The organism is Streptomyces sp. NPDC096048 (assembly GCF_044763415.1).
GTDB lineage: Bacteria > Actinomycetota > Actinomycetes > Streptomycetales > Streptomycetaceae > Streptomyces.
The window spans coordinates 119,265-139,116 of the sequence record NZ_JBIWGG010000011.1; the positions used below are offsets into that span (position 1 = coordinate 119,265).

At 70.8% G+C, this 19,852-nt stretch carries 21 protein-coding genes; 11 read left to right on the forward strand and 10 right to left on the reverse strand.

Annotated features, from left to right (window positions below; genetic code table 11):
* The first annotated feature begins 134 nt into the window (after positions 1–134).
* Complete coding sequence (locus ACIQ6R_RS28895) at positions 135–1,064, forward strand: FG-GAP repeat domain-containing protein (protein WP_404224473.1); 930 nt, start codon at positions 135–137, stop codon at positions 1,062–1,064.
* A 73-nt stretch (positions 1,065–1,137) separates the two neighbouring features.
* Here ACIQ6R_RS28895 and acnA read toward each other — a convergent pair whose 3' ends face one another.
* Positions 1,138–3,855 carry an aconitate hydratase AcnA gene (gene acnA / locus ACIQ6R_RS28900; RefSeq protein ID WP_404181948.1) on the reverse strand — a complete coding sequence of 906 codons (2,718 nt, stop codon included), beginning with the start codon at positions 3,853–3,855 and terminating at the stop codon, positions 1,138–1,140.
* 339 nt (positions 3,856–4,194) lie between these two features.
* On the opposite strand from acnA, the gene ACIQ6R_RS28905 reads away from it, so the two are divergent.
* Both ACIQ6R_RS28905 and ACIQ6R_RS28910 read left to right on the forward strand, forming a co-directional pair.
* A complete protein-coding gene (locus ACIQ6R_RS28905; protein WP_404181945.1) occupies positions 4,195–4,392 on the forward strand; it encodes a DUF4236 domain-containing protein in 198 nt (65 codons plus the stop codon).
* Between the two features lie 75 nt (positions 4,393–4,467).
* Complete coding sequence (locus tag ACIQ6R_RS28910) at positions 4,468–5,997, forward strand: helix-turn-helix domain-containing protein (RefSeq protein WP_404224475.1); 1,530 nt, start codon at positions 4,468–4,470, stop codon at positions 5,995–5,997.
* Positions 5,998–6,117: 120 nt separating this feature from the next.
* Here the strand turns inward: ACIQ6R_RS28910 and ACIQ6R_RS28915 are convergent, their stop codons facing one another.
* On the reverse strand, positions 6,118–6,576 hold the full coding sequence (locus ACIQ6R_RS28915) for an ArsI/CadI family heavy metal resistance metalloenzyme (protein WP_404224477.1): 459 nt from the start codon (positions 6,574–6,576) through the stop codon (positions 6,118–6,120).
* Positions 6,577–6,602: 26 nt separating this feature from the next.
* Complete coding sequence (locus tag ACIQ6R_RS28920) at positions 6,603–7,958, reverse strand: NAD(P)-binding domain-containing protein (RefSeq protein WP_404224479.1); 1,356 nt, start codon at positions 7,956–7,958, stop codon at positions 6,603–6,605.
* 482 nt (positions 7,959–8,440) lie between these two features.
* On the opposite strand from ACIQ6R_RS28920, the gene ACIQ6R_RS28925 reads away from it, so the two are divergent.
* Positions 8,441–8,806 (forward strand): ArsR/SmtB family transcription factor, encoded by a 366-nt coding sequence (locus tag ACIQ6R_RS28925; protein WP_404181900.1) that lies wholly within the window; start codon positions 8,441–8,443, stop codon positions 8,804–8,806.
* A 51-nt stretch (positions 8,807–8,857) separates the two neighbouring features.
* Here the strand turns inward: ACIQ6R_RS28925 and ACIQ6R_RS28930 are convergent, their stop codons facing one another.
* The 4 genes from ACIQ6R_RS28930 to ACIQ6R_RS28945 are packed head-to-tail and all read right to left on the reverse strand — an operon-like array spanning position 8,858 to position 11,500.
* Positions 8,858–9,919: an ArsO family NAD(P)H-dependent flavin-containing monooxygenase gene (locus ACIQ6R_RS28930; RefSeq protein WP_404224480.1), complete on the reverse strand. Its 1,062-nt coding sequence runs from the start codon at positions 9,917–9,919 to the stop codon at positions 8,858–8,860.
* On the reverse strand, positions 9,916–10,086 hold the full coding sequence (locus ACIQ6R_RS28935; protein WP_404224482.1) for a hypothetical protein: 171 nt from the start codon (positions 10,084–10,086) through the stop codon (positions 9,916–9,918). Before ACIQ6R_RS28935 ends, ACIQ6R_RS28930 begins: the two co-directional genes overlap by 4 nt.
* Complete coding sequence (arsB, locus tag ACIQ6R_RS28940) at positions 10,086–11,195, reverse strand: ACR3 family arsenite efflux transporter (protein ID WP_404224484.1); 1,110 nt, start codon at positions 11,193–11,195, stop codon at positions 10,086–10,088. The genes ACIQ6R_RS28935 and arsB overlap by 1 nt, the downstream gene beginning before the upstream one ends.
* Positions 11,192–11,500 (reverse strand): ArsR/SmtB family transcription factor, encoded by a 309-nt coding sequence (locus tag ACIQ6R_RS28945; RefSeq protein WP_404181894.1) that lies wholly within the window; start codon positions 11,498–11,500, stop codon positions 11,192–11,194. The genes arsB and ACIQ6R_RS28945 overlap by 4 nt, the downstream gene beginning before the upstream one ends.
* 92 nt (positions 11,501–11,592) lie before the next feature.
* On the opposite strand from ACIQ6R_RS28945, the gene ACIQ6R_RS28950 reads away from it, so the two are divergent.
* Positions 11,593–12,006: an arsenate reductase ArsC gene (locus tag ACIQ6R_RS28950; protein ID WP_404224485.1), complete on the forward strand. Its 414-nt coding sequence runs from the start codon at positions 11,593–11,595 to the stop codon at positions 12,004–12,006.
* Between the two features lie 130 nt (positions 12,007–12,136).
* Positions 12,137–13,411 (forward strand): APC family permease, encoded by a 1,275-nt coding sequence (locus tag ACIQ6R_RS28955; RefSeq protein WP_404224486.1) that lies wholly within the window; start codon positions 12,137–12,139, stop codon positions 13,409–13,411.
* Between the two features lie 126 nt (positions 13,412–13,537).
* Here the strand turns inward: ACIQ6R_RS28955 and ACIQ6R_RS28960 are convergent, their stop codons facing one another.
* Together ACIQ6R_RS28960 and ACIQ6R_RS28965 are read right to left on the reverse strand one after the other, a co-directional pair.
* The gene (locus tag ACIQ6R_RS28960; protein WP_404181885.1) at positions 13,538–13,843 is read right to left on the reverse strand and encodes a PadR family transcriptional regulator; all 306 of its coding nucleotides are present in this window, start codon (positions 13,841–13,843) and stop codon (positions 13,538–13,540) included.
* Between the two features lie 215 nt (positions 13,844–14,058).
* Complete coding sequence (locus ACIQ6R_RS28965; protein WP_404224488.1) at positions 14,059–15,561, reverse strand: SulP family inorganic anion transporter; 1,503 nt, start codon at positions 15,559–15,561, stop codon at positions 14,059–14,061.
* Between the two features lie 405 nt (positions 15,562–15,966).
* Here ACIQ6R_RS28965 and ACIQ6R_RS28970 point away from each other — a divergent pair, with 405 nt between their 5' ends.
* The 4 genes from ACIQ6R_RS28970 to ACIQ6R_RS28985 all read left to right on the forward strand — a co-directional run bounded on the left by ACIQ6R_RS28970 (position 15,967) and on the right by ACIQ6R_RS28985 (position 18,825).
* Positions 15,967–16,389, forward strand: coding sequence for a MerR family transcriptional regulator (locus tag ACIQ6R_RS28970; RefSeq protein WP_404224490.1), 423 nt, complete (start codon positions 15,967–15,969; stop codon positions 16,387–16,389).
* A gap of 67 nt (positions 16,390–16,456) precedes the next feature.
* The gene (locus ACIQ6R_RS28975) at positions 16,457–16,792 is read left to right on the forward strand and encodes an ArsR/SmtB family transcription factor (protein WP_404224492.1); all 336 of its coding nucleotides are present in this window, start codon (positions 16,457–16,459) and stop codon (positions 16,790–16,792) included.
* Entirely contained in the window at positions 16,792–17,484 is a 693-nt protein-coding gene (locus ACIQ6R_RS28980; protein WP_404224494.1) for a cation transporter, read from the forward strand. Before ACIQ6R_RS28975 ends, ACIQ6R_RS28980 begins: the two co-directional genes overlap by 1 nt.
* Positions 17,485–17,973: 489 nt before the next feature.
* Complete coding sequence (locus ACIQ6R_RS28985) at positions 17,974–18,825, forward strand: hypothetical protein (RefSeq protein ID WP_404224715.1); 852 nt, start codon at positions 17,974–17,976, stop codon at positions 18,823–18,825.
* A gap of 128 nt (positions 18,826–18,953) precedes the next feature.
* Here ACIQ6R_RS28985 and ACIQ6R_RS28990 read toward each other — a convergent pair whose 3' ends face one another.
* On the reverse strand, positions 18,954–19,397 hold the full coding sequence (locus ACIQ6R_RS28990) for a DUF6299 family protein (RefSeq protein ID WP_404224496.1): 444 nt from the start codon (positions 19,395–19,397) through the stop codon (positions 18,954–18,956).
* Between the two features lie 239 nt (positions 19,398–19,636).
* Between ACIQ6R_RS28990 and ACIQ6R_RS28995 the strand changes: the two genes are divergently transcribed.
* On the forward strand, positions 19,637–19,846 hold the full coding sequence (locus ACIQ6R_RS28995; RefSeq protein ID WP_404224498.1) for a DUF5999 family protein: 210 nt from the start codon (positions 19,637–19,639) through the stop codon (positions 19,844–19,846).
* Positions 19,847–19,852: the final 6 nt, after the last annotated feature.

Consider the following 19,852-nt stretch of genomic DNA (forward strand, 5'->3'; position numbering starts at 1 on the left):
TCTGTACCGCTCCTGTCCCCCGCCGTAAATCTGATTGACGCGTGAACGTCATGTGTAAGGATCACGAAGTACCCGGGGATCATGCGGTCTTACCCGTCCGCGATCCCTTCCACATGACCAAATGGAGGACTCACGTGGCCAAAAGCTCCGGCCTGAACACGCGTCGCGCCCTGGCGCGTGCCACGGCTGCGGCGCTCACCGCCGCTCTGGTGGCGACCGGCGCGGGCAGCGCCGTCGCTGCGGACAACCCCGGGCGTTCCGCCTCCGAGGCACCTGTCGACGTGAAGCCGTCGGACGCATCGAAGTTCGGCGCAAGCGCCGCCGAGGACGAGTACGCCCCCGTCAACGCGCTGTACGGCGTGGACGGCGCGGGCGACCTCTGGGCTTACGTGCCCAACGGAGAGGGCGGCCTCGACTCTCGTATCGACAACGGCTGGGGGTGGGAGACCTCCACCTTCCTGACGCAGGTAGACCACGACGACGACGGCTCGTCGGACGGCCTGTGGGACGTCACAAGCGGCACGCTGTCCTACTACGGCTGGCTCGAGGACGGGGTGACGGTCGGCAAGGGCTGGGGCATCTACGACCGCCTCACCTCCGCCGGCGACCTCGGCGGTGCCGCCGCGGACGACCTGCTCGCCCGGGACAAGTCCGGTGTGCTGTACCTGTACCTCGGCTACGGCAACGGCAAGCTGACCCAGCGCTACAGGGTCGGCGGCGGGTGGAACGCCTACACCCACATCACCGGCAAGGGCGACCTCACCGGTGACGGCAAGGCCGACATCGTCGCCAAGGACAAGTCGGGCGTCCTGTGGCTCTACAAGGGCACCGGCGACTACAAGGCGCCGTTCACGTCCCGCTCCCGGATCGGTGGGGGCTGGAACGCGTACAACAACATCGTCTCCGTCGGCGACATCGACATCGACGGCATCACGGACCTGGTCGCGCGCGAGAAGAACGGCGCGCTGTACCTGTACAAGGGCACCGGCAACGCCGCGTCCCCGTACAAGTCCCGCGTGAAGATCGGCAGCGGCGGCTGGAACACGTACCGCCTGCTGTTCTGACAGGCGAGCAGCAAGGGCGAGGGCCGCACCCCCGGCGACGGGGGTGCGGCCCTCGGCCGTCGTGCGGTGCGGCCTACTTGCGGATCAGGCTGCGCAGCACGTACTGCAGGATGCCGCCGTTGCGGTAGTAGTCCGCCTCACCGGGGGTGTCGATGCGGACGACCGCGTCGAACTCGACACCGGTGTCGGTGGTGACCTTCACCGTGCGCGGGGTGGTGCCCTCGTTCAGCTCGGTGACGCCGGAGACGGAGAAGGACTCCTCGCCGGTCAGGCCGAGGGAGGCCGCCGACTGGCCCTCCGGGAACTGGAGCGGCAGGACGCCCATGCCGATGAGGTTCGAGCGGTGGATGCGCTCGTAGGACTCGGCGATGACGGCCTTGACGCCGAGGAGCGCGGTGCCCTTGGCCGCCCAGTCGCGGGACGAGCCGGAACCGTACTCCTTGCCGGCCAGGACGACGAGCGGGATGCCCTGCTCGATGTAGTTGCGGGAGGCGTCGTAGATGAACGACACCGGCCCGTCGGCCTGCGTGAAGTCGCGGGTGTAGCCGCCCTCGGTGCCCGGCGCGATCTGGTTGCGCAGGCGGATGTTGGCGAACGTGCCGCGGATCATGATCTCGTGGTTGCCGCGGCGCGAGCCGTAGCTGTTGAAGTCGCGGCGCTCGACGCCGTGCTCCGTGAGGTACTTGCCGGCCGGGGTGTCGGCCTTGATGGCACCGGCCGGGGAGATGTGGTCGGTGGTGACCGAGTCGCCGAGCTTGGCGAGCACGCGGGCGCCGGAGATGTCCTCGACCGGGGCCGGCTCCATGCCCATGCCCTCGAAGTACGGGGGCTTGCGCACGTAGGTGGACTCGGCGTCCCACTCGAAGGTGTCGCCGGTCGGGATCGACAGCGCCTGCCACTGGGCGTCGCCCGCGAAGACGTCGCTGTAGGACTTGGAGAACATGTCCTCGCCGATGGCGCTGGCGACGACCTCGTTGACCTCGGCCTCGGTGGGCCAGATGTCCTTCAGGTAGACCGGGTTGCCGTCCTGGTCGGCGCCCAGGGCCTCCTTGGTGATGTCCACCTTCATGGAGCCCGCGAGCGCGTAGGCGACCACCAGCGGCGGGGACGCCAGGTAGTTCATCTTGACGTCGGGGTTGATCCGGCCCTCGAAGTTCCGGTTGCCGGAGAGGACCGAGGTGACCGCGAGGTCGTGGTCGTTGACGGCCTTGGAGACCTCGTCCGGCAGCGGGCCGGAGTTGCCGATGCAGGTGGTGCAGCCGTAGCCGACGAGGTTGAAGCCGACCTTGTCGAGGTAGGGGGTCAGGCCCGCCTTCTCGAAGTAGTCGGTGACGACCTTGGAGCCCGGGGCGAGGGTGGTCTTGACCCACGGCTTGCGGGTCAGCCCCTTCTCGACCGCCTTCTTGGCCACCAGGGCGGCGGCGACCATGACGTACGGGTTGGAGGTGTTGGTGCAGGAGGTGATGGCCGCGACCGTCACCGCACCGTGGTCCAGCTCGTAGGTGGTGCCGTCGGGGGCGGTGACCGGGACCGGGTTGGACGGGGCGCCGTTGGGGGCGACGGCCGGGGCGTCGGAGGCCGGGAAGGACTCCTGGCCGGCCTCGTCCACGCTGTCCACGTAGTTGCGGACGTCCTGCTTGAACTGCTCGGCGGCGTTCGCGAGGACGATGCGGTCCTGCGGACGCTTCGGGCCGGCGATGGAGGGGACGACCGTGGAGAGGTCCAGCTCCAGCTTCTCGGAGAAGTCCGGCTCGGCCTTCGGGTCCAGCCACAGGCCCTGCTGCTTGGCGTACGCCTCGACGAGCGCGACCTGCTGGTCGCTGCGGCCGGTCAGGCGCATGTAGTTCAGCGTCTCGTCGTCGATCGGGAAGATCGCGGCGGTGGAGCCGAACTCCGGCGACATGTTGCCGATGGTGGCGCGGTTGGCGAGGCTCGTGGCGGCCACACCCTCGCCGTAGAACTCGACGAACTTGCCGACGACGCCGTGCTTGCGCAGCATCTCGGTGATCGTGAGCACGAGGTCGGTGGCGGTGGTGCCGGGGGTCAGCTCACCGGTGAGCTTGAAGCCGACGACGCGCGGGATCAGCATGGAGACCGGCTGGCCGAGCATCGCGGCCTCGGCCTCGATGCCGCCGACGCCCCAGCCGAGGACGCCGAGGCCGTTGACCATGGTGGTGTGCGAGTCGGTGCCGACCAGGGTGTCGGGGTAGGCCTTGCCGTCACGGGTCATGACGACGCGGGCCAGGTGCTCGATGTTCACCTGGTGGACGATGCCGGTGCCGGGCGGTACGACCTTGAAGTCGTCGAAGGCGGTCTGGCCCCAGCGCAGGAACTGGTAGCGCTCCTTGTTGCGGCCGTACTCCAGGTCGACGTTCTGCTGGAAGGCGTCGTTGGTGCCGAACTTGTCCGCGATGACGGAGTGGTCGATGACCATCTCGGCCGGGGAGAGCGGGTTGATCTTGTTCGGGTCGCCGCCCAGCTCCTTGACGGCCTCGCGCATGGTGGCGAGGTCGACGACACAGGGCACGCCGGTGAAGTCCTGCATGATCACGCGGGCGGGCGTGAACTGGATCTCCTGCGACGGCTGGGCCTGCGAGTCCCAGCCGCCGAGGGCGCGGATGTGGTCGGCGGTGATGTTCGCGCCGTCCTCGGTACGGAGCAGGTTCTCCAGCAGCACCTTCAGGCTGTAGGGAAGGCGCGCGGAGCCCTCGACCTTGTCCAGCCGGAAGATCTCGTACGACTCGTCGCCCACCTGCAGCGTGCTGCGGGCGTCGAAGCTGTTCGCCGACACGACAGTCTCCTTCATTTATGTGCGCGTACCACCGCATCCTGCCGCCACGCCGCCCTGGCCGATCCGCTAAGGTGGGGCTAAGTTAGGTAACCCTTACTACCGGACCCGATAGCGGCCTGCGGCTGCGGTGCGCCTCGGCAGATATCTCGATGTCGAGATAACTCTAGTACATAGGGGCGGACTGGTCATGCCCGGGCGCGGTGTGGCGTACGCCCCACCCGGCACCCGTCCCGGGTGACCCGTACGGTCACCACTACGCGGAACCGCGGCCATCACCGCGCGGAACGGGGGTATCCGACTTGCGCCGGGAACGCCCGGCGCGACTCGGAAGGAGGCGCGATGCCCCTCACGTTCCGCAAGAGCTTCCGGATCCTCCCGGGAGTACGACTGAACATCAACAAACGTTCCTGGTCCATCACGACCGGCGGCAGGAACGGCCCGCGGCACACTCGCAGCAGCACGGGACGTCGTACGACATCAATGGATTTGCCCGGACCTTTCGGATGGCGGCGCACCCGCTCGACCAGGCATCGCTGATGCGGTGTTGACGGCCCGTCACTCCAACGGACCCCCCGAGAGGTGCCATCTCATATCTGAGATAGCCTCAACCTCATGGCAGACGACTACCTCGTACGCATCGGCAAGCTCATCCGTGACGCCCGGCAGCACCGTGGCTGGACGCAGGCCCAGCTTGCCGAGGCGCTCGGCACCAGTCAGAGCGCCGTCAACCGCATCGAGCGCGGCAACCAGAACATCAGCCTTGAGATGATCGCCCGCATCGGCGAAGCGCTGGACAGCGAAATCGTCTCTCTCGGCTACGCGGGCCCGATGCACCTGAGGGTGGTCGGCGGCCGGCACCTCTCCGGCGCCATCGACGTCAAGACCAGCAAGAACGCCTGCGTGGCACTGCTGTGCGCCTCGCTGCTCAACAAGGGGCGCACGGTGCTGCGCCGGGTCGCCCGCATCGAGGAGGTCTACCGCCTCCTGGAGGTGCTGAACTCCATCGGCGTACGCACCCGCTGGATCAACGACGGCACCGACCTGGAGATCGTGCCGCCGGCCGAGCTGGACATGGAGGCCATCGACGCCGAGGCCGCCGTCCGCACCCGCTCCATCATCATGTTCCTCGGCCCGCTGCTGCACCGCATGGACCGTTTCCGGCTGCCCTACGCCGGCGGCTGCGACCTCGGCACCCGGACCATCGAGCCGCACATGATCGCGCTGCGCCGGTTCGGTCTGGACGTCGCCGCGACCGAGGGCCACTACCACGCGGTGGTCGACCGTCAGGTGCGCCCGGACCGCCCCATCGTGCTGACCGAGCGGGGCGACACGGTCACCGAGAACGCCCTCCTCGCGGCCGCCCGCCACGACGGTGTCACCGTCATCCGCAACGCCTCCTCCAACTACATGGTCCAGGACCTCTGCTTCTTCCTCGAAGCCCTGGGCGTCCGCGTCGAAGGCATCGGCACCACCACCCTCACCGTCCACGGCATGCCGGTCATCGACGCCGACGTGGACTACTCCCCCTCCGAGGACCCGGTAGAGGCGATGAGCCTGCTGGCCGCCGCCGTGGTCACCGAGTCGGAGCTGACGGTCCGCCGCGTCCCCATCGAGTTCCTGGAGATCGAGCTGGCGGTCCTGGAGGAGATGGGTCTCGACCACGACCGCACCCCGGAGTACTTCGCCGACAACGGCCGCACGCGCCTGGTGGACCTGACCGTCCGGCCGTCGAAGCTGGAGGCGCCCATCGACAAGATCCACCCGATGCCCTTCCCTGGCCTGAACATCGACAACGTGCCCTTCTTCGCGGCCATCGCCGCCTCCGCCCAGGGCCAGACCCTCATCCACGACTGGGTCTACGACAACCGCGCCATCTACCTGACCGACCTCAACCGCCTCGGCGGACGCCTCCAACTCCTGGACCCGCACCGCGTCCTGGTCGAGGGCCCCACCCGCTGGCGTGCCGCGGAGATGATGTGCCCGCCGGCCCTGCGCCCCGCCGTGGTGGTCCTGCTGGCGATGATGGCGGCCGAGGGCACGTCGGTGCTGCGCAACGTGTACGTCATCAACCGCGGGTACGAGGACCTGGCCGAGCGACTGAACTCGATCGGGGCGCAGATCGAGATCTTCCGGGACATCTGAGCGCCGGGGCCGCCGTCGCGGGCACCGATGGTGGTCGTCACCGGCCGCGCGATGCGAGGCCGTGACCGGTCCCCCGTGCCGGTCACGGCCTCGCTGGTGTGGCGGTCGGTCATCGGTGGATCAGCAGCATCCGTCCGCGGCGGCGGGCTCCTTCGCCTCGGCTCCGTCCGCGCCTGTGCGGCGGGTGGCGCCCCGCTGCTTGGTGAGGGTGTCCGCGTCGGCCTTGACGACGTACACCTCCCAGGGCTCCCGGCCCGGGCCGTGGACCCAGACCTTGTCCTGGAGGGCGTAGCAGCAGGCCGTGTCGTTCTCCTCGACCGTGGCCAGGCCCGCCTCGCCGAGGCGGGTGGTGGCGGCGTGGACGGCCTCCGCGCTGTCGACCTCGACGCCGAGGTGGTCCAGGTGGGTCGTCCCATCCGCCTCGCCTTCGATGAGGACGAGCTTGAGCGGGGGTTCGACGATGGCGAAGTTGGCGTAGCCGTCGCGGAGTTTGGCGGGCCCGGTGCCGAAGAGCTTCGTGTAGAAGGCTACGGAGTCGGCGAGATCGGGGACGCGGAGGGCGAGTTGTACGCGGGACATGGCGGACCTCCTTGCGTGGGAGAGGGTCAGCAGCCGCCGGATGCGGCCGGGGCGCCGGCGCCGATCTGGAGGGTGGCCGGGGCCGCGCAGCAGCCGCCGCCCTCGTCGCTCTGCGCGGCGTCGGGCTCGTCGAACAGGCCGGCGCCGCCGCAGACGCCGGTCTCCGGCAGGGTCAGCTCGACGCGCTCGGCCGCCTCGTGGTCGCCGGCCAGGGCGGCGGTGATCGAGCGGACCTGCTCGTAGCCGGTCATGGCGAGGAACGTGGGGGCGCGGCCGTAGGACTTCATGCCGACCAGGTACACGCCCTGTTCCGGGTGGGACAACTCCTTCACGCCGTGCGGGTAGACCGTGCCGCAGGAGTGGGCGTTCGGGTCGATCAGCGGGGCGAGCGCGGTCGGTGCCTGGAGCCGCTCGTCGAGACCGAGGCGGAGTTCGGAGAGGAAGGAGAGGTCGGGGCGGAAGCCGGTCAGGACGATGACCTCGTCGACCGCGTCCAGGCGGCGGCTGTCCTCGGCCACGAGAACCAGCCGGTCGCCGTCCCGCTCGACGGCCTCCGTGCGGAATCCGGTGACGGCACTCGCGTGCCCTGCCTCCACCGCCGCCTTGGCGCGCAGGCCGAGGGCGCCGCGGGCCGGGAGCTGGTCGGCCTCGCCGCCGCCGTACGTGGCGTCGCCGATGCCCCGGCGCAGGATCCACACCGCGTGCGTGTCCGCCTCCTCCCCGGCCAGGTCGGCGAGCAGGGCGAGGGCGGTGAAGGCGGAGGCGCCGGAGCCGACGACCGCTGTGCGCTTGCCGGCGTACCGGGCCCGTACGGCCGGGTCCCTCAGGTCCGGGACGCGGTGGGCGATGCGGTCGGCCGCCGCCCTCTCGCCGAGGGCGGGGAGGCCGTCGGCGCCCATCGGGCCGGGTACGGACCAGGTGCCGGAGGCGTCGATGACGGCTCGGGCGGTGATCCGCTCCTCGCCGCCGTCCGAGGTCCGGAGGTGCACGGTGAAGGGCTGCTCCTCCCGGCCGGCATCGACGATCCGGTCACGGCCGGCGCGGGCCACGCCGGCGACCCTCGCTCCATAGCGAACCTTGTCGCCGAGGACGTCGGCGAGCGGCTGGAGGTAGCGCTCGGCCCAGTCACCGCCGGTCGGGTAGGTCGTGCCTTCGGGGCGAATCCAGCCGGTCGGGGCGAGGAGCTTCTCGGCGGCCGGGTCGGTGACCTCGGCCCATGTCGAGAACAGGCGGACGTGCGACCAGTCACGGACGGCACTTCCGGCGGACGCGCCGGCCTCCAGAACCAGGGGTTCCAGGCCGCGTTCGACGAGGTGTGCGGCGGCGGCCAGGCCGATCGGGCCGGCTCCGATGACCACGACGGGCAGGTTCTGCTTCTCCATGGCGGATGGTTCCTTCGATTCCTCGCGGGGCGGGGTGGGAGGGGGTGGAGACGCCGTGGATCCGGGCGGCGGCCACCTTTCGTCTCCCTGTTTTGATATTCGTCAATGGCTTGTGCGGCCAGCATGGCACCTGTTTCGATGAGCGTCAAGATAGACGTTTATCGAATCTGGAGGTCGAGATCCGTGGAGCACGTCGATGTCGCAGTGATCGGAGGAGGGCAGTCCGGGCCGGCCGCCGCTCACGCACAGCGCGGGCGGGGACTGGAGCCGGTGATCCTGGAGGCGGGGCAGGCGTCCGGGTCATGGCCGCGGTACTACGACAGCCCGACCCTGTTCTCCCCGGCCGGCCACAGCTCGCCGCCCGGCCTGCCCCCCTGCGCGGGGTCGGCAGGGACGCCGCTCGCGTCGCCGACCGGCTCGCCGTTCATCTCCGGGCCCGCCGAACCCGGGCACACTGGTTCGACGTGTGTCAACATAGACGTATGTCGAATGTCAAGGCGCTGCCGCTTCTGGAACCCGAGGCCCCCGAGGCCGCGGTGCCGTGCTGCCCCCCGCTGAGCGAGCGCCCCTTCACCGCCGAGGAGGCCGAGCGGACCGCGCGGATGTTCAAGGCACTCGGGGACCCGGTACGGCTGCGACTGTTCTCGGCCGTCGCCTCGCACGAGGGCGGTGAGGCGTGCGTCTGCGACATCTCCGACGTCGGCGTCTCCCAGCCGACGGTCTCCCACCACCTGAAGAAGCTCAAAGAGGCCGGGCTGCTCACTTCCGAGCGGCGCGGAACCTGGGTCTACTACCGCGTCGAACCGTCGGTGCTGGCGGCCATGGGGCAGTTGCTGGCCGTCCGGTAGTCCGGCAGTCCGCTCGGCCGCACCGCCCCGCGCTCCGCGCCCCCGGACGGATCATCGTTCGGCGAGGAGTTCGGCGATCGCACGGGCGGCGTCACGAGCCGGTCGTCCGACGCCGATGAGCGTGGCGGAGGCGGGGCCCGTCCAGTCGCCGTAGCCGAGGAGATGCAGCCGAGGCTCCTGCGCGGACCGGGTGCCCTGGGTGACGATGTGGCCGCGCGGGCCGCGCAGGCCCAGGGGCGCCAGGTGGGAGAGGGCCGGGCGGAAGCCGGTGCACCAGATCACCGCGTCGGCGGGCACCCGCGTGCCGTCGGCCCGGACGGCACCCTCGCGGTCGAGGCGTTCGAACATGGGCGACGCCTTGAGCCGCCCGGCATCGCGAGCCTCACGGACCGGCGGTACGGCGACGATGTCGCCGAGCGAGGCGACGCCTCCCGTGTCGGCGCGGCCGGCATCGAGGGCACGGCGGCGGGCGGTGGCCGCGTCGAAGAGGGCGCGGCCGTCGATGTCGTCGGCGAGGTAGCGGGGCGGGCGCTGGGTCACCCAGGTCAGTTCGGTGTGGTGGGCGAGGTCGGCGGCGATCTGGGCGCCGGAGTTGCCGCCTCCGACGACGATCACCCGCCGGCCCGCGAAGTCCTGCGGGCTCCGGTAGGAGACGGTGTGCAGGTGACGGCCCGCGAAGTCCCCGCGGCCGGGTACGGCGGGCAGGAACGGGCGCCACCAGGTGCCGGTCGCGCTGATCACCGCGCGGGCGTGCCAGGTGCCGGAGTCGGTCTCCACCCGCAGCAGCCGGCCGTCGTCGTGCACGCCGAGGACCTGAACCGGCCGCTGCACGGGAAGGTCGTACCGCTTCTCGTAGTCGCTCAGGTACGTCACCACGTGCCCGGCGTCCGGGTATTCCTCGCCCGGCTGTGTGGGCATGAGGCGGCCCGGGAGGGAGGAGAAGGCGGCCGGGGAGAACAGGCGCAGGGAGTCCCAGGTGTGCTGCCAGGCCCCGCCGGGGGTAGCCTGGGCATCGAGGACGACGAAGTCCAGGCCCTGGCGGCGCAGGTGGTAACCGGCGGCGAGCCCTGCCTGGCCGCCGCCGATCACCACCACGTCGGCGTGCTGGGTCATGCCGCCCGCGCCGCGACGTGCGTGGTGCAGGTGGTGCACGCCGTGCACCGCACGGTGCGGGCCGTCGCCTCGTCGGACTGTCCGAGGAGCCGCCCCCGGCGCACGGCCCCGTGCGCCACGAGCGTCTGGTCGTGGCAGACGGCGGAACCGCGGTCGCGGCAGCGCATCAGTAGTCCCTCCCGGCGGTCGTGACGGCGGACGGGGCGAACCTCTTGCGCCAGGCCAGGGACACGTAGACCAGGCCGATCAGGACGGGAACCTCGATCAGCGGTCCCACGACGCCGGAGAGGGCCTGGCCGGAGGTGACGCCGAAGGTGGCGATGGCGACGGCGATGGCCAGCTCGAAGTTGTTGCCGGCGGCGGTGAAGGCGAGGGTGGCCGTGCGGTCGTAGGCGAGGCCGATGGCCTTGCCCAGCAGGAAGGTCCCGGCCCACATGACGGCGAAGTACACCAGCAGGGGCAGCGCGATGCGTACGACGTCGAGGGGCTGGGAGGTGATGGTCTTGCCCTGGAGGGCGAAGAGGATGACGATCGTGAAGAGCAGGCCGTAGAGCGCCCAGGGGCCGATCTTCGGTAGGAACCTCTGCTCGTAGCTCTCGCGGCCCATCCTCTTCTCGCCGATGCGACGGGTGAGGAAGCCGGCGAGGAGCGGGATGCCGAGGAACACCACGACGTTGAGCGCGATCTTCCACACGGACACGTCGAGGCCCTGTCCGTCGCCGAGGCCGAGCCACTGGGGCAGCAGGTCGAGGTAGAACCAGCCGAGCAGACCGAACGCGATGACCTGGAAGACCGAGTTGAGGGCGACCAGCACGGCCGCCGCCTCACGGTCGCCGCACGCCAGGTCGTTCCAGATGATGACCATGGCGATGCAGCGGGCCAGGCCGACGATGATCAGGCCGGTGCGGTACTCGGGCAGGTCGGGGAGGAAGATCCATGCCAGCGCGAACATGATGGCCGGGCCGACCAGCCAGTTGATGACCAGCGAGGAGACCATCAGCTTGCGGTCACCGGTGACGGCGTCGAGCTTGTCGTAGCGGACCTTGGCCAGCACCGGGTACATCATGACCAGCAGGCCCAGGGCGATCGGCAGGGAGATGCCGCCGACCTCCAGGTGGGCCAGGGCGTCGTTCATGCCCGGGATCAGGCGCCCCAGGCCGAGCCCGACGGCCATGGCGATGAGGATCCAGACGGCGAGGAAGCGGTCGAGCGTCGACAGCTTCGCGACGACGGAGGACTCCTCGGCGGTCGTCTCGGGTGCTTCGGTGCGGGTCACGGACAGGCCCTTTTGTTCTCGGCGGCGGTACGGGCGGACTCGGCCAGGTCGGCGAACCGGCCCGCGAGCGAGGCGATGACGTCCGGGCGCAGCCTGTAGTACGTGTAGCGGCCGCACGGCTCCGTCTCGACGACACCGGCCTCGCGCAGCACCCTCAGATGGTTGGAGAGGTTGGTCTGCCGGGCACCGGTCTCCTCCACGAGGTGGGTGGTGCACAGCGTCTCTTCGGCGAGCAGGGTCACGATCCGCAGCCTGAGCGGGTCCGCCAGAACCCGGATCAGGTCAGTGTCGACTGACGTCATCATGTACTGATACTTTCACATCAGTGGTGGCTGACACCACCGGGTGCTGAAGTCATCGGCGCCTGATGCCGTCGCGAGACAAGAGAGACCTCCTGATGTCCGACAAGCCCTCCGTGCTGTTCGTCTGTGTCCACAACGCCGGCCGCTCGCAGATGGCCGCCGCGTGGCTGACCCACCTGGCCGGGGACCGCGTCGAGGTCCGCTCCGCCGGCTCGAACCCGGGCGAGAACGTCAACCCCGCCGCCGTCGAGGCGATGCGCGAGGTCGGCATCGACATCTCCGCCGAGGTGCCGAAGATGCTGACCGTGGACGCGGTCAAGGAGTCCGACGTCTGCATCACCATGGGCTGCGGCGACACCTGCCCGGTCTTCCCCGGCAAGCGGTACCTGGACTGGCGGCTGGAGGACCCGGCCGGCCAGGGCGTCGAGGCCGTCCGCCCGATCCGCGACGAGATCAAGGTGCTGGTCGAGGGCCTGATCAAGGAGATCGCGCCGGATCCGCGGTCATGAGTACGGCGATTGAGGTCCGCGCCGTCGTCACCGTCGCGGCCTGCTCCTGGGGGACTCTCGGCGACTCATATATCGTCTTCCGATATCGGGGGCCGTAAAGTACGGACCTCGGTCGCCGAGGAGTGTGCCCATGAGCAAGCCATCGACCGCCACCGGTGTACCGGACGGGCTGCGGCGCCGGCTCGGCGTGCCGGACGCCGTGGTGATCGGCCTCGGATCGATGATCGGCGCGGGGATCTTCGCCGCGCTCGCCCCGGCGGCCCAGGCGGCCGGTTCCGGTCTGCTGCTCGGCCTGGCCCTGGCCGCCGTGGTCGCGTACTGCAACGCGACCTCCTCCGCCCGGCTGGCCGCCCGCTACCCGGCCTCCGGAGGCACCTACGTCTACGGCCGTGAACGCCTGGGTGACTTCTGGGGCTACCTGGCCGGCTGGGGATTCGTGGTCGGCAAGACCGCCTCCTGCGCGGCGATGGCGCTCACGGTCGGCTCATACGTGTGGCCCGGCCAGGCGCACGCGATCGCGGTCGCGGCGGTGGTGGCGCTGACGGCCGTGAACTACACGGGCGTGCAGAAGTCCGCCCTCCTCACGCGCGCGATCGTCGTGGTCGTCCTCGCCGTGCTCGCCGCCGTGGTCGTCGCCGCCCTCACCTCCGGCGCGTCGGACGCCGGGCGGCTGCGGATCGGCTCGGACGCCTCCTTCGGCGGGGTGCTCCAGGCGGCGGGCCTGCTGTTCTTCGCCTTCGCCGGGTACGCGCGCATCGCCACGCTCGGCGAAGAGGTCCGCGACCCCGCCCGCACCATCCCCCGGGCGATCCCACTCGCACTCGGCATCACCCTGATCGTCTACGCCGTCGTCGCCGTGGCCGCTGTGACGGTGCTCGGCACGAAGGGACTGGCGGACGCAACGGCGCCGTTGTCGGACGCGGCAGAGGCCGCGGGCGCCGGCTGGCTCGCGCCGGTCGTACGGGTCGGCGCCGCGGTCGCCGCGCTCGGTTCGCTGCTCGCGCTGGTCCTCGGCGTGTCCCGCACCACTTTGGCCATGGCCCGCGACCGGCACCTGCCGCACGCGCTCGCCGCGGTCCACCCGAGGTTCAAGGTGCCGCACCGGGCCGAGCTGGCAGTCGGCGCCGTAGTGGCCGTGGCCGCGGCGACGGTGGACGTGCGGGACGCGATCGGGTTCTCGTCCTTCGGCGTGCTGGCCTACTACGCCGTCGCCAACGCCTCCGCCTGGACCCTCGGGCCCGGCGAAGGCCGCCCGCACCGCCTGGTCCCCGCCGTCGGCCTGGCCGGCTGCCTGGTCCTGGCCTTCGCCCTGCCGTCGGCCTCGGTCGTCTCCGGAGCCGCGGTGCTGGCCGTCGGCGGCGCCGCCTACTGGATACGCCGGTCGATCGCCGCCCGCAGACCGTAGCGCCGGTCGTTCGGATCATGCCGGCGTCGCGGGGCGTGGCTCGCACATCTGCCGCGTTGTCGTCGGTTACCAGGGCTCCGGACGGGTGCGGCCGCGGCCACGCCCCGTCGACTGCCGACGGGGCTCCTACGGCAGCTCCGCGCCGAGGACTTCCCGGGCCAGCTCCGCCAGGGCCCTGCGGTCCTCGGCGAGGGCCTGCTTCCCCGCCTCCGTGGCGCGGTAGACCCGCCTGGCCCGCCCGTCGACGACGCGCTGCTCGGAGACCAGAAGCCCGGCGCCCTCCAGCCGGTGCAGTGTCGGATACAGCGTGCCGGGGCTGATCCGGTAGCCATGACGGGCCAGTTCCTCGGTCATCCACGCGCCGTGGATGTCCTCCTCGGCCGCGTGGTGAAGGATGTGCAGCCGCACCGCGCCCCGCTGGAACTCCCGCACCCTGGCCCACCTCCGGCAGTGACGAAGCCGATATCGGGGCCCGATTCTACGCCCGGGGCCGCCGCCCTGGCGGACCTCCCCGCACGGCACGGCTCCGCTCGGGGCACGGCCGCCGGGGCACGACCGTCGCTGCGGCCGCCGTCGGGGCACGGCCGCCGTCGCGGCCACCGTTGGGACACGGCCGCCGTCGCGGCCATCGGCGGCGGCCTCGACGCTCAGTGGCCGCCGGTGAGCTGTCCGGCCAGCCGCTGGTGCATGTCGGCGCTGGGTTCGTTGAGGCCGGTGATGGTGACCTTCTTGCCGCGCTGGGCGTACTTGGTCTCGATGGCGTCCAGGGCGGCGACGGAGGACGCGTCCCAGATGTGGGTGCCGGACATGTCGATGACGACGTCGTCGGGGTCGTCCTTGTAGTCGAACTGGTAGACGAGGTCGTTGGAGGAGGCGAAGAACAGCTCACCGGTGACCGAGTAGACGACCTGCTTGCCGTCGGGGTCGACCACGCCGGAGACGTTGGCCAGGTGGGCGACCCGCTTGGCGAAGATGATCATCGCGGTGACGGAGCCCACGACGACGCCGATGGCGAGGTTGTCGGTGGCGACCACGACGACCACCGTGGCCGCCATCACGATGGTCTCGCCCAGCGGCATGCGCCTGAGGGTCCCGGGCTGGATGGAGTGCCAGTCGAACGTACCGACCGAGACCATGACCATGACGGCGACGAGGGCCGCCATGGGGATGTCGGAGACGACCGGGCCGAAGACGATGCACAGCACCATCAGGAAGGAGCCGGCCAGGAAGGTGGACAGGCGGGTACGGGCGCCGGACACCTTAACGTTGATCATGGTCTGGCCGATCATGGCGCAGCCGCCCATGCCACCGAAGAAGCCGGTGACGATGTTGGCGACGCCCTGGCCGACGGACTCGCGGGTCTTGTTCGAGCGGGTGTCGGTGATGTCGTCGACGAGCTTGGCCGTCATCAGCGACTCCATCAGGCCCACCAGCGCCATGGCGAGGGCGTAGGGCGCGATGGTCGTCAGCGTGTCCATGGTGAAGGGGACGTCCGGCAGGCCGGGCACCGGCAGCGAGGAGGGCAGCTCGCCCTTGTCGCCGACCGTGGGGACGGCGATACCGGCCGCGACGGTGATCACGGTCAGCACGATGATGGAGACCAGCGGCGCCGGGACCACCTTGGTGACCTTGGGGAAGAACACCATGAGGGCCAGGCCGGCCGCGATGAGCGGGTAGACGGCCCAGGGGACGTCGTGCATCTCCGGCACCTGGGCCATGAAGATCAGGATGGCCAGGGCGTTGACGAAGCCGACCATCACCGAGCGGGGAACGAACCGCATCAGCTTGGCCACGCCGAGGGCACCCAGGATCACCTGGAAGACACCGGCCAGGATGACGGCGGCGACCAGGTAGCCCAGCCCGTACTCATGGTTGAGGGGGGCGATGACCAGCGCGACCGCGCCGGTGGCGGCGGAGATCATGGCCTTGCGGCCGCCCACGACGGAGATGACGACCGCCATGGTGAAGGAGGCGAACAATCCGATACTGGGGTCGACACCGGCGATGATCGAGAAGGAGATCGCCTCGGGGATGAGCGCCAGGGCCACGACCAGGCCGGCCAGCACTTCGGTGCGCAGGACCTTCGGGGAGGCAAGCCAGTCGGGCTTGGACATGCGGAACCTGGGAGCTGCGGACAGCGGTGAGGACATGCAACCGTTCCTGTTCGGGCGCACGCGTCCGTTGTCGCTGGACACGCGCGCAGGGTGTTCGTGATCCCACGAGAGGTGCGGAATCCCCCGGCAGCCCGGCCACCTCGGCGAGGGCCTTGCCGGACAGGGCGGCAACCCCTCGGTCGCCGGTCGGGCATCATTGCCTGGAAGTCTTCGGTGCCGCCAGGGGCCCGTCGGGGCCTGTGCCGCGGCGGTTCGACCCCTGCCGCGCACTGAGCAGCGGGGGCGAACACGTCCGGAACTCTACCCTAACGTGAGGGAAGAGTGCGAGCGGCGGCTTGTGACGCACAGGCAAGCAGGCGGGAGTTCCCGTGAGGGTTCTCACGCAGGCTGGCGCGCTCGACCAATTCGAAATCAGGCCGACGACAGGAAGATGGCGAAGCGATGACGGAACACCGGCAGATGCAGATCGGCGAGGTGGCCGAGCGGACCGGTTTGTCGTTGCGCACCATCCGTCATTACGAAGAAGTCGGCCTGGTTATTCCCTCGGCCCGCAGCAAGGGGGGCTTCCGGCTGTACACCTCGGCGGACGTCGACCGGCTGATGGTGATCCGCCGCATGAAGCCGCTCGATTTCTCCCTGGACGAGATGCGGGACCTGCTGGACATCACCGACCGGCTCGCCGCGTCCGACGACGCTCCCGCCGGAGAGGACAGGGAGCGGCTGCGGGAACGGCTGGACGCCTACCGGGAGATGGCCGACGCGCGCTGCGAAACGCTGCGCGCCCGGCTGGCGATGGCCGAGGACTTCGCCGCCACGCTCCGGCAACGACTGGAGAACGAGCCCGGGAGACCGACTCAGCGGTAGCGGGCCTCGCCGCCGCACACCATCATCCACACTTTCCTGAATTCACGTTTCCCTGTACTGTCATGCCGTGCTGACCGTTGCCTCCGACATCGACGTGCTGGCCCGTTTCGGCCGCGCGCTCGCCGACCCCATCCGCTGCCGCGTCCTGCTCGTCCTGCGCGAGGCGCCGGCCTACCCGGCGGGCCTAGCGGAGGCCCTCGGCGTCTCCCGTACCCGTATGTCGAACCACCTGGCCTGTCTGCGCGACTGCGGCCTCGTCGTCACCGTCCCGGACGGGCGCCGCACCCGTTACGAACTCGCCGACGAGCGCCTCGGCCACGCCCTGGAGCACCTCCTCACCGCGGTGGTCGCGGTCGAGTCGGACAGGACCTGCCCCGACGCCGCAGACCAGGGATGCTGCTGATGACCGCGACATCCCTGGGTCCGTCACCGGCCCGCCGGGACACGCTCACCAGGCGGATACGGCTACTGGTCGCCGCGACGATCGCCTACAACGTCGTCGAGGCGATCGTCGCGATCACCGCGGGCACCCTCGCCTCGTCGACCGCACTGGTCGGCTTCGGCCTCGACTCCGTCATCGAGGTCTCGTCCGCCGCCGCGGTCGCCTGGCAGTTCTCCGCCCGCGACCACGCCCTGCGCGAGGCACGCGAGAAGACGACCCTGCGGATCATCGCCGTCTCCTTCTTCGCTCTCGCCGCCTACGTCGGCATCGACGCCGTCCGCGCCCTGGCCGGCACCGGCGAGGCCGACCGCTCCGTCCCGGGCATCGTCATCGCCGCCCTCTCGCTCGCGACCATGCCCTTCCTCTCCGCCGCCCAGCGCCGCACCGGACGCGAACTCGGCTCCGCCAGCGCGGTGGCCGACTCCAAGCAGACCCTGCTGTGCACCTACCTCTCCGGCGTCCTCCTCGTGGGGCTGATCCTCAACGCCGCCCTCGGCTGGTCCTGGGCCGACCCCGTCGCCGCCCTCGTCATCTCCGCCGTCGCCGTCAAGGAAGGCCGCGACGCCTGGCAGGGGAAGGGCTGCTGCGCGCCCACAGCCCACCCGGCGGTGGACGCGTGCGGCTGCGGGCCGGGATGCGCCTGTTGCTCGTGACCCCCTGCGAACCCCCGTGAACCCCGCACCACCGCACCCCGCACCCCGCACCCCGCACCACCGCACTCCGCACTCCGCACTCCGCACGCGGCATTTCCCGCTTTTCGTACAGCGCTACTTTCGAGCCGGTGTGAATTCGGGATTGGGTAAGTATCGCAGAAACCGTTCACTCGACTGCCGCGCATCCGACGGAGTAGGCAGACGTTACTTCGGATATGACAGAGGAATACGGGGAATTGGTGACGCTTGGCCCCTACATTTACAGGCCCGGCAGAAACCACTGTCCGTCACCGAGCGACGGAACTCTGACCAGAGGCGGGCTCCCCGTCCCGCTCCGTGTGACCGAGCCGGTACTGCAACGCTTCCTGGATGTCATGACCGAACTGGAGACCAGCCTCGCCGAGCGGTGGAGGCGGTCCCAGGGGTCCCTGAGCCGCACCCGGGCGGAGTGAACCGGGCGTCGTGCACGAGGAACAGACCCACCACCACATGCCCTACGGCGAAGGCGCGTTCCGATCGACGGGTGGCACCGGACGGCACCGGGCGCCCGAGGAAGCGTTCCAGGAGACCCTGGTCCCGCCGGACCCCGGCTGGGACCCGGCCGAAGAACTCGCGTTCCTGCTCCAGGACGCGATGGAACAGCGGACCACCGTCGTGCACGGGACGACGGAGACGTCGGCGATCGCCCCGGTGCCGGGCACGCCGCTGAGCAATCTGCAGGAAATCACGGCGGAACTGCCACCGTTGAGAGAATCCCCCGCGAGCCACCGCAGAGTCCGCAAGGGGAAGGTGAGCCGGCTGCGCGCCGCGAGCCTTTTCGTCGCGGCGCTCGCCGCGGTCATCGCGGCCTCCGTGAGCCTGTTCGGCGGCATGGTGGCATACGAACCGCTGCGCCTGGCAGCCGTGACCCGCACTCGCGGCAGCGTCGTGTCCTGGTGGCCGCTGCTGGTGTACGGACCCTGGCTGGTGGCGTCGCTGGCCGTCCTGCGGTCCGCGTTGCACCAACGCCGCGCGGTCCACTCGTGGGCGGTGGTCCTGCTGTTCTCGGCCATCGCAATGCTGCTGTGCATCGCCCAGGCGCCCAGAACGGTCAGCGACGGTGCGGCCGCGGCCCTGCCGGGACTGGCGTCGCTGGTCTGCTTCCAGCAGATCGTCCGCCAGATCACGCTCACCCGTCCGCCCCGGCGAGCGGTGCCGCGCCACCGCCAGCGCCCCCCGTCCTCGTCTGATCCGGGCGACGACGCGGGGAAGGCCGCGGCCCCGGATGCGGTGTCCCTGCCCAACCAGCGGCGGCCTCCCCCGCACTCGTCGCGGTCCGACGGGGCCCAGGAGCGGCCCTGAGCGGGAGACGGCGCCCGGTTCCTCCGCAATCGGCGCCGTCGGTCCGCGCGGCCCGATGTCCCCTGCGCCCGGGACCCCGAAGCCGGCCGGCCCCCGGTCCGGGGCCCGCCGGCTTCGGCCGGTCGGGGTCAGCCCTCGGTCAGGGTCACGTCCTGGCCGTGCCGTGCGTGGAAGCTCGGGAGCGGCAGACCGCCCAGGGGCCGCAGTTCCATCAGGGTGGCCTCCACGTGGGCCGCGCCGGGCTTCAGGGCGTTGCCGGAGGGCGTGCCCGTGTTGACCCAGCGGTGCTCCAGACCGTCGCAGACCGCACGGGTACCGCCGATGCCGTGCCGGACCGACGGGTCGCTCTGGCTCACGGTGGAGCTGACGAAGACGGGGCCGGTGCCGGCGGTGCACCGGTAGGTGCCGGAGAGGGTGACGGTGCCGTCCGCGGCGAGGCGTCCGGTCGGGTCGACCGTCACCGACTCCGCGACGAAGCGGGCGTCGTGGGGGGCCGCGGTCGCGGCGGGGGCGGCCAGCAGGAGCAGGGCGGCGCCGGCGGCCGTGGCGAGGGCTGCGGATCGTACGGGCATGGGGTACCTCCCGGTCGGTCGGAATGGGGGGTTCCACTGGTACCGGGCGGACGGGCCGACGGCGGTGACCGTCACCCCTTCGGTGGCGAGTCCGCGTCGGCCGTCGTGGAACCGTCGCCGGGTTGTCCGGGTGTTGTCACGCTTGCCGTCCGGGTATTGGCGATGACTTCCCGCCGGGCGCACGGTCTTCTCATGCGACGGTCCCGACGACGGGACGGTCTCCGACGTGGAGGTGCGCCATGTGTACCCACCGGCCTTCCTGCCCCGCGGTCGACTCCCCCGCCGCGCGGGGCGTGACCGCACACGTCGTCGCCGCCCATCCCGAGCAGGGGTGGAACCTGCTGTGCGACGGCACGATCGTCTTCGACGACACCGGTGAGCTGCGACCCGACGGCCGGGCCGTCGCGCCGCACCGGTTGTCCGCGGGGCGCCTGACGATGGCGGCCTGACCGCCC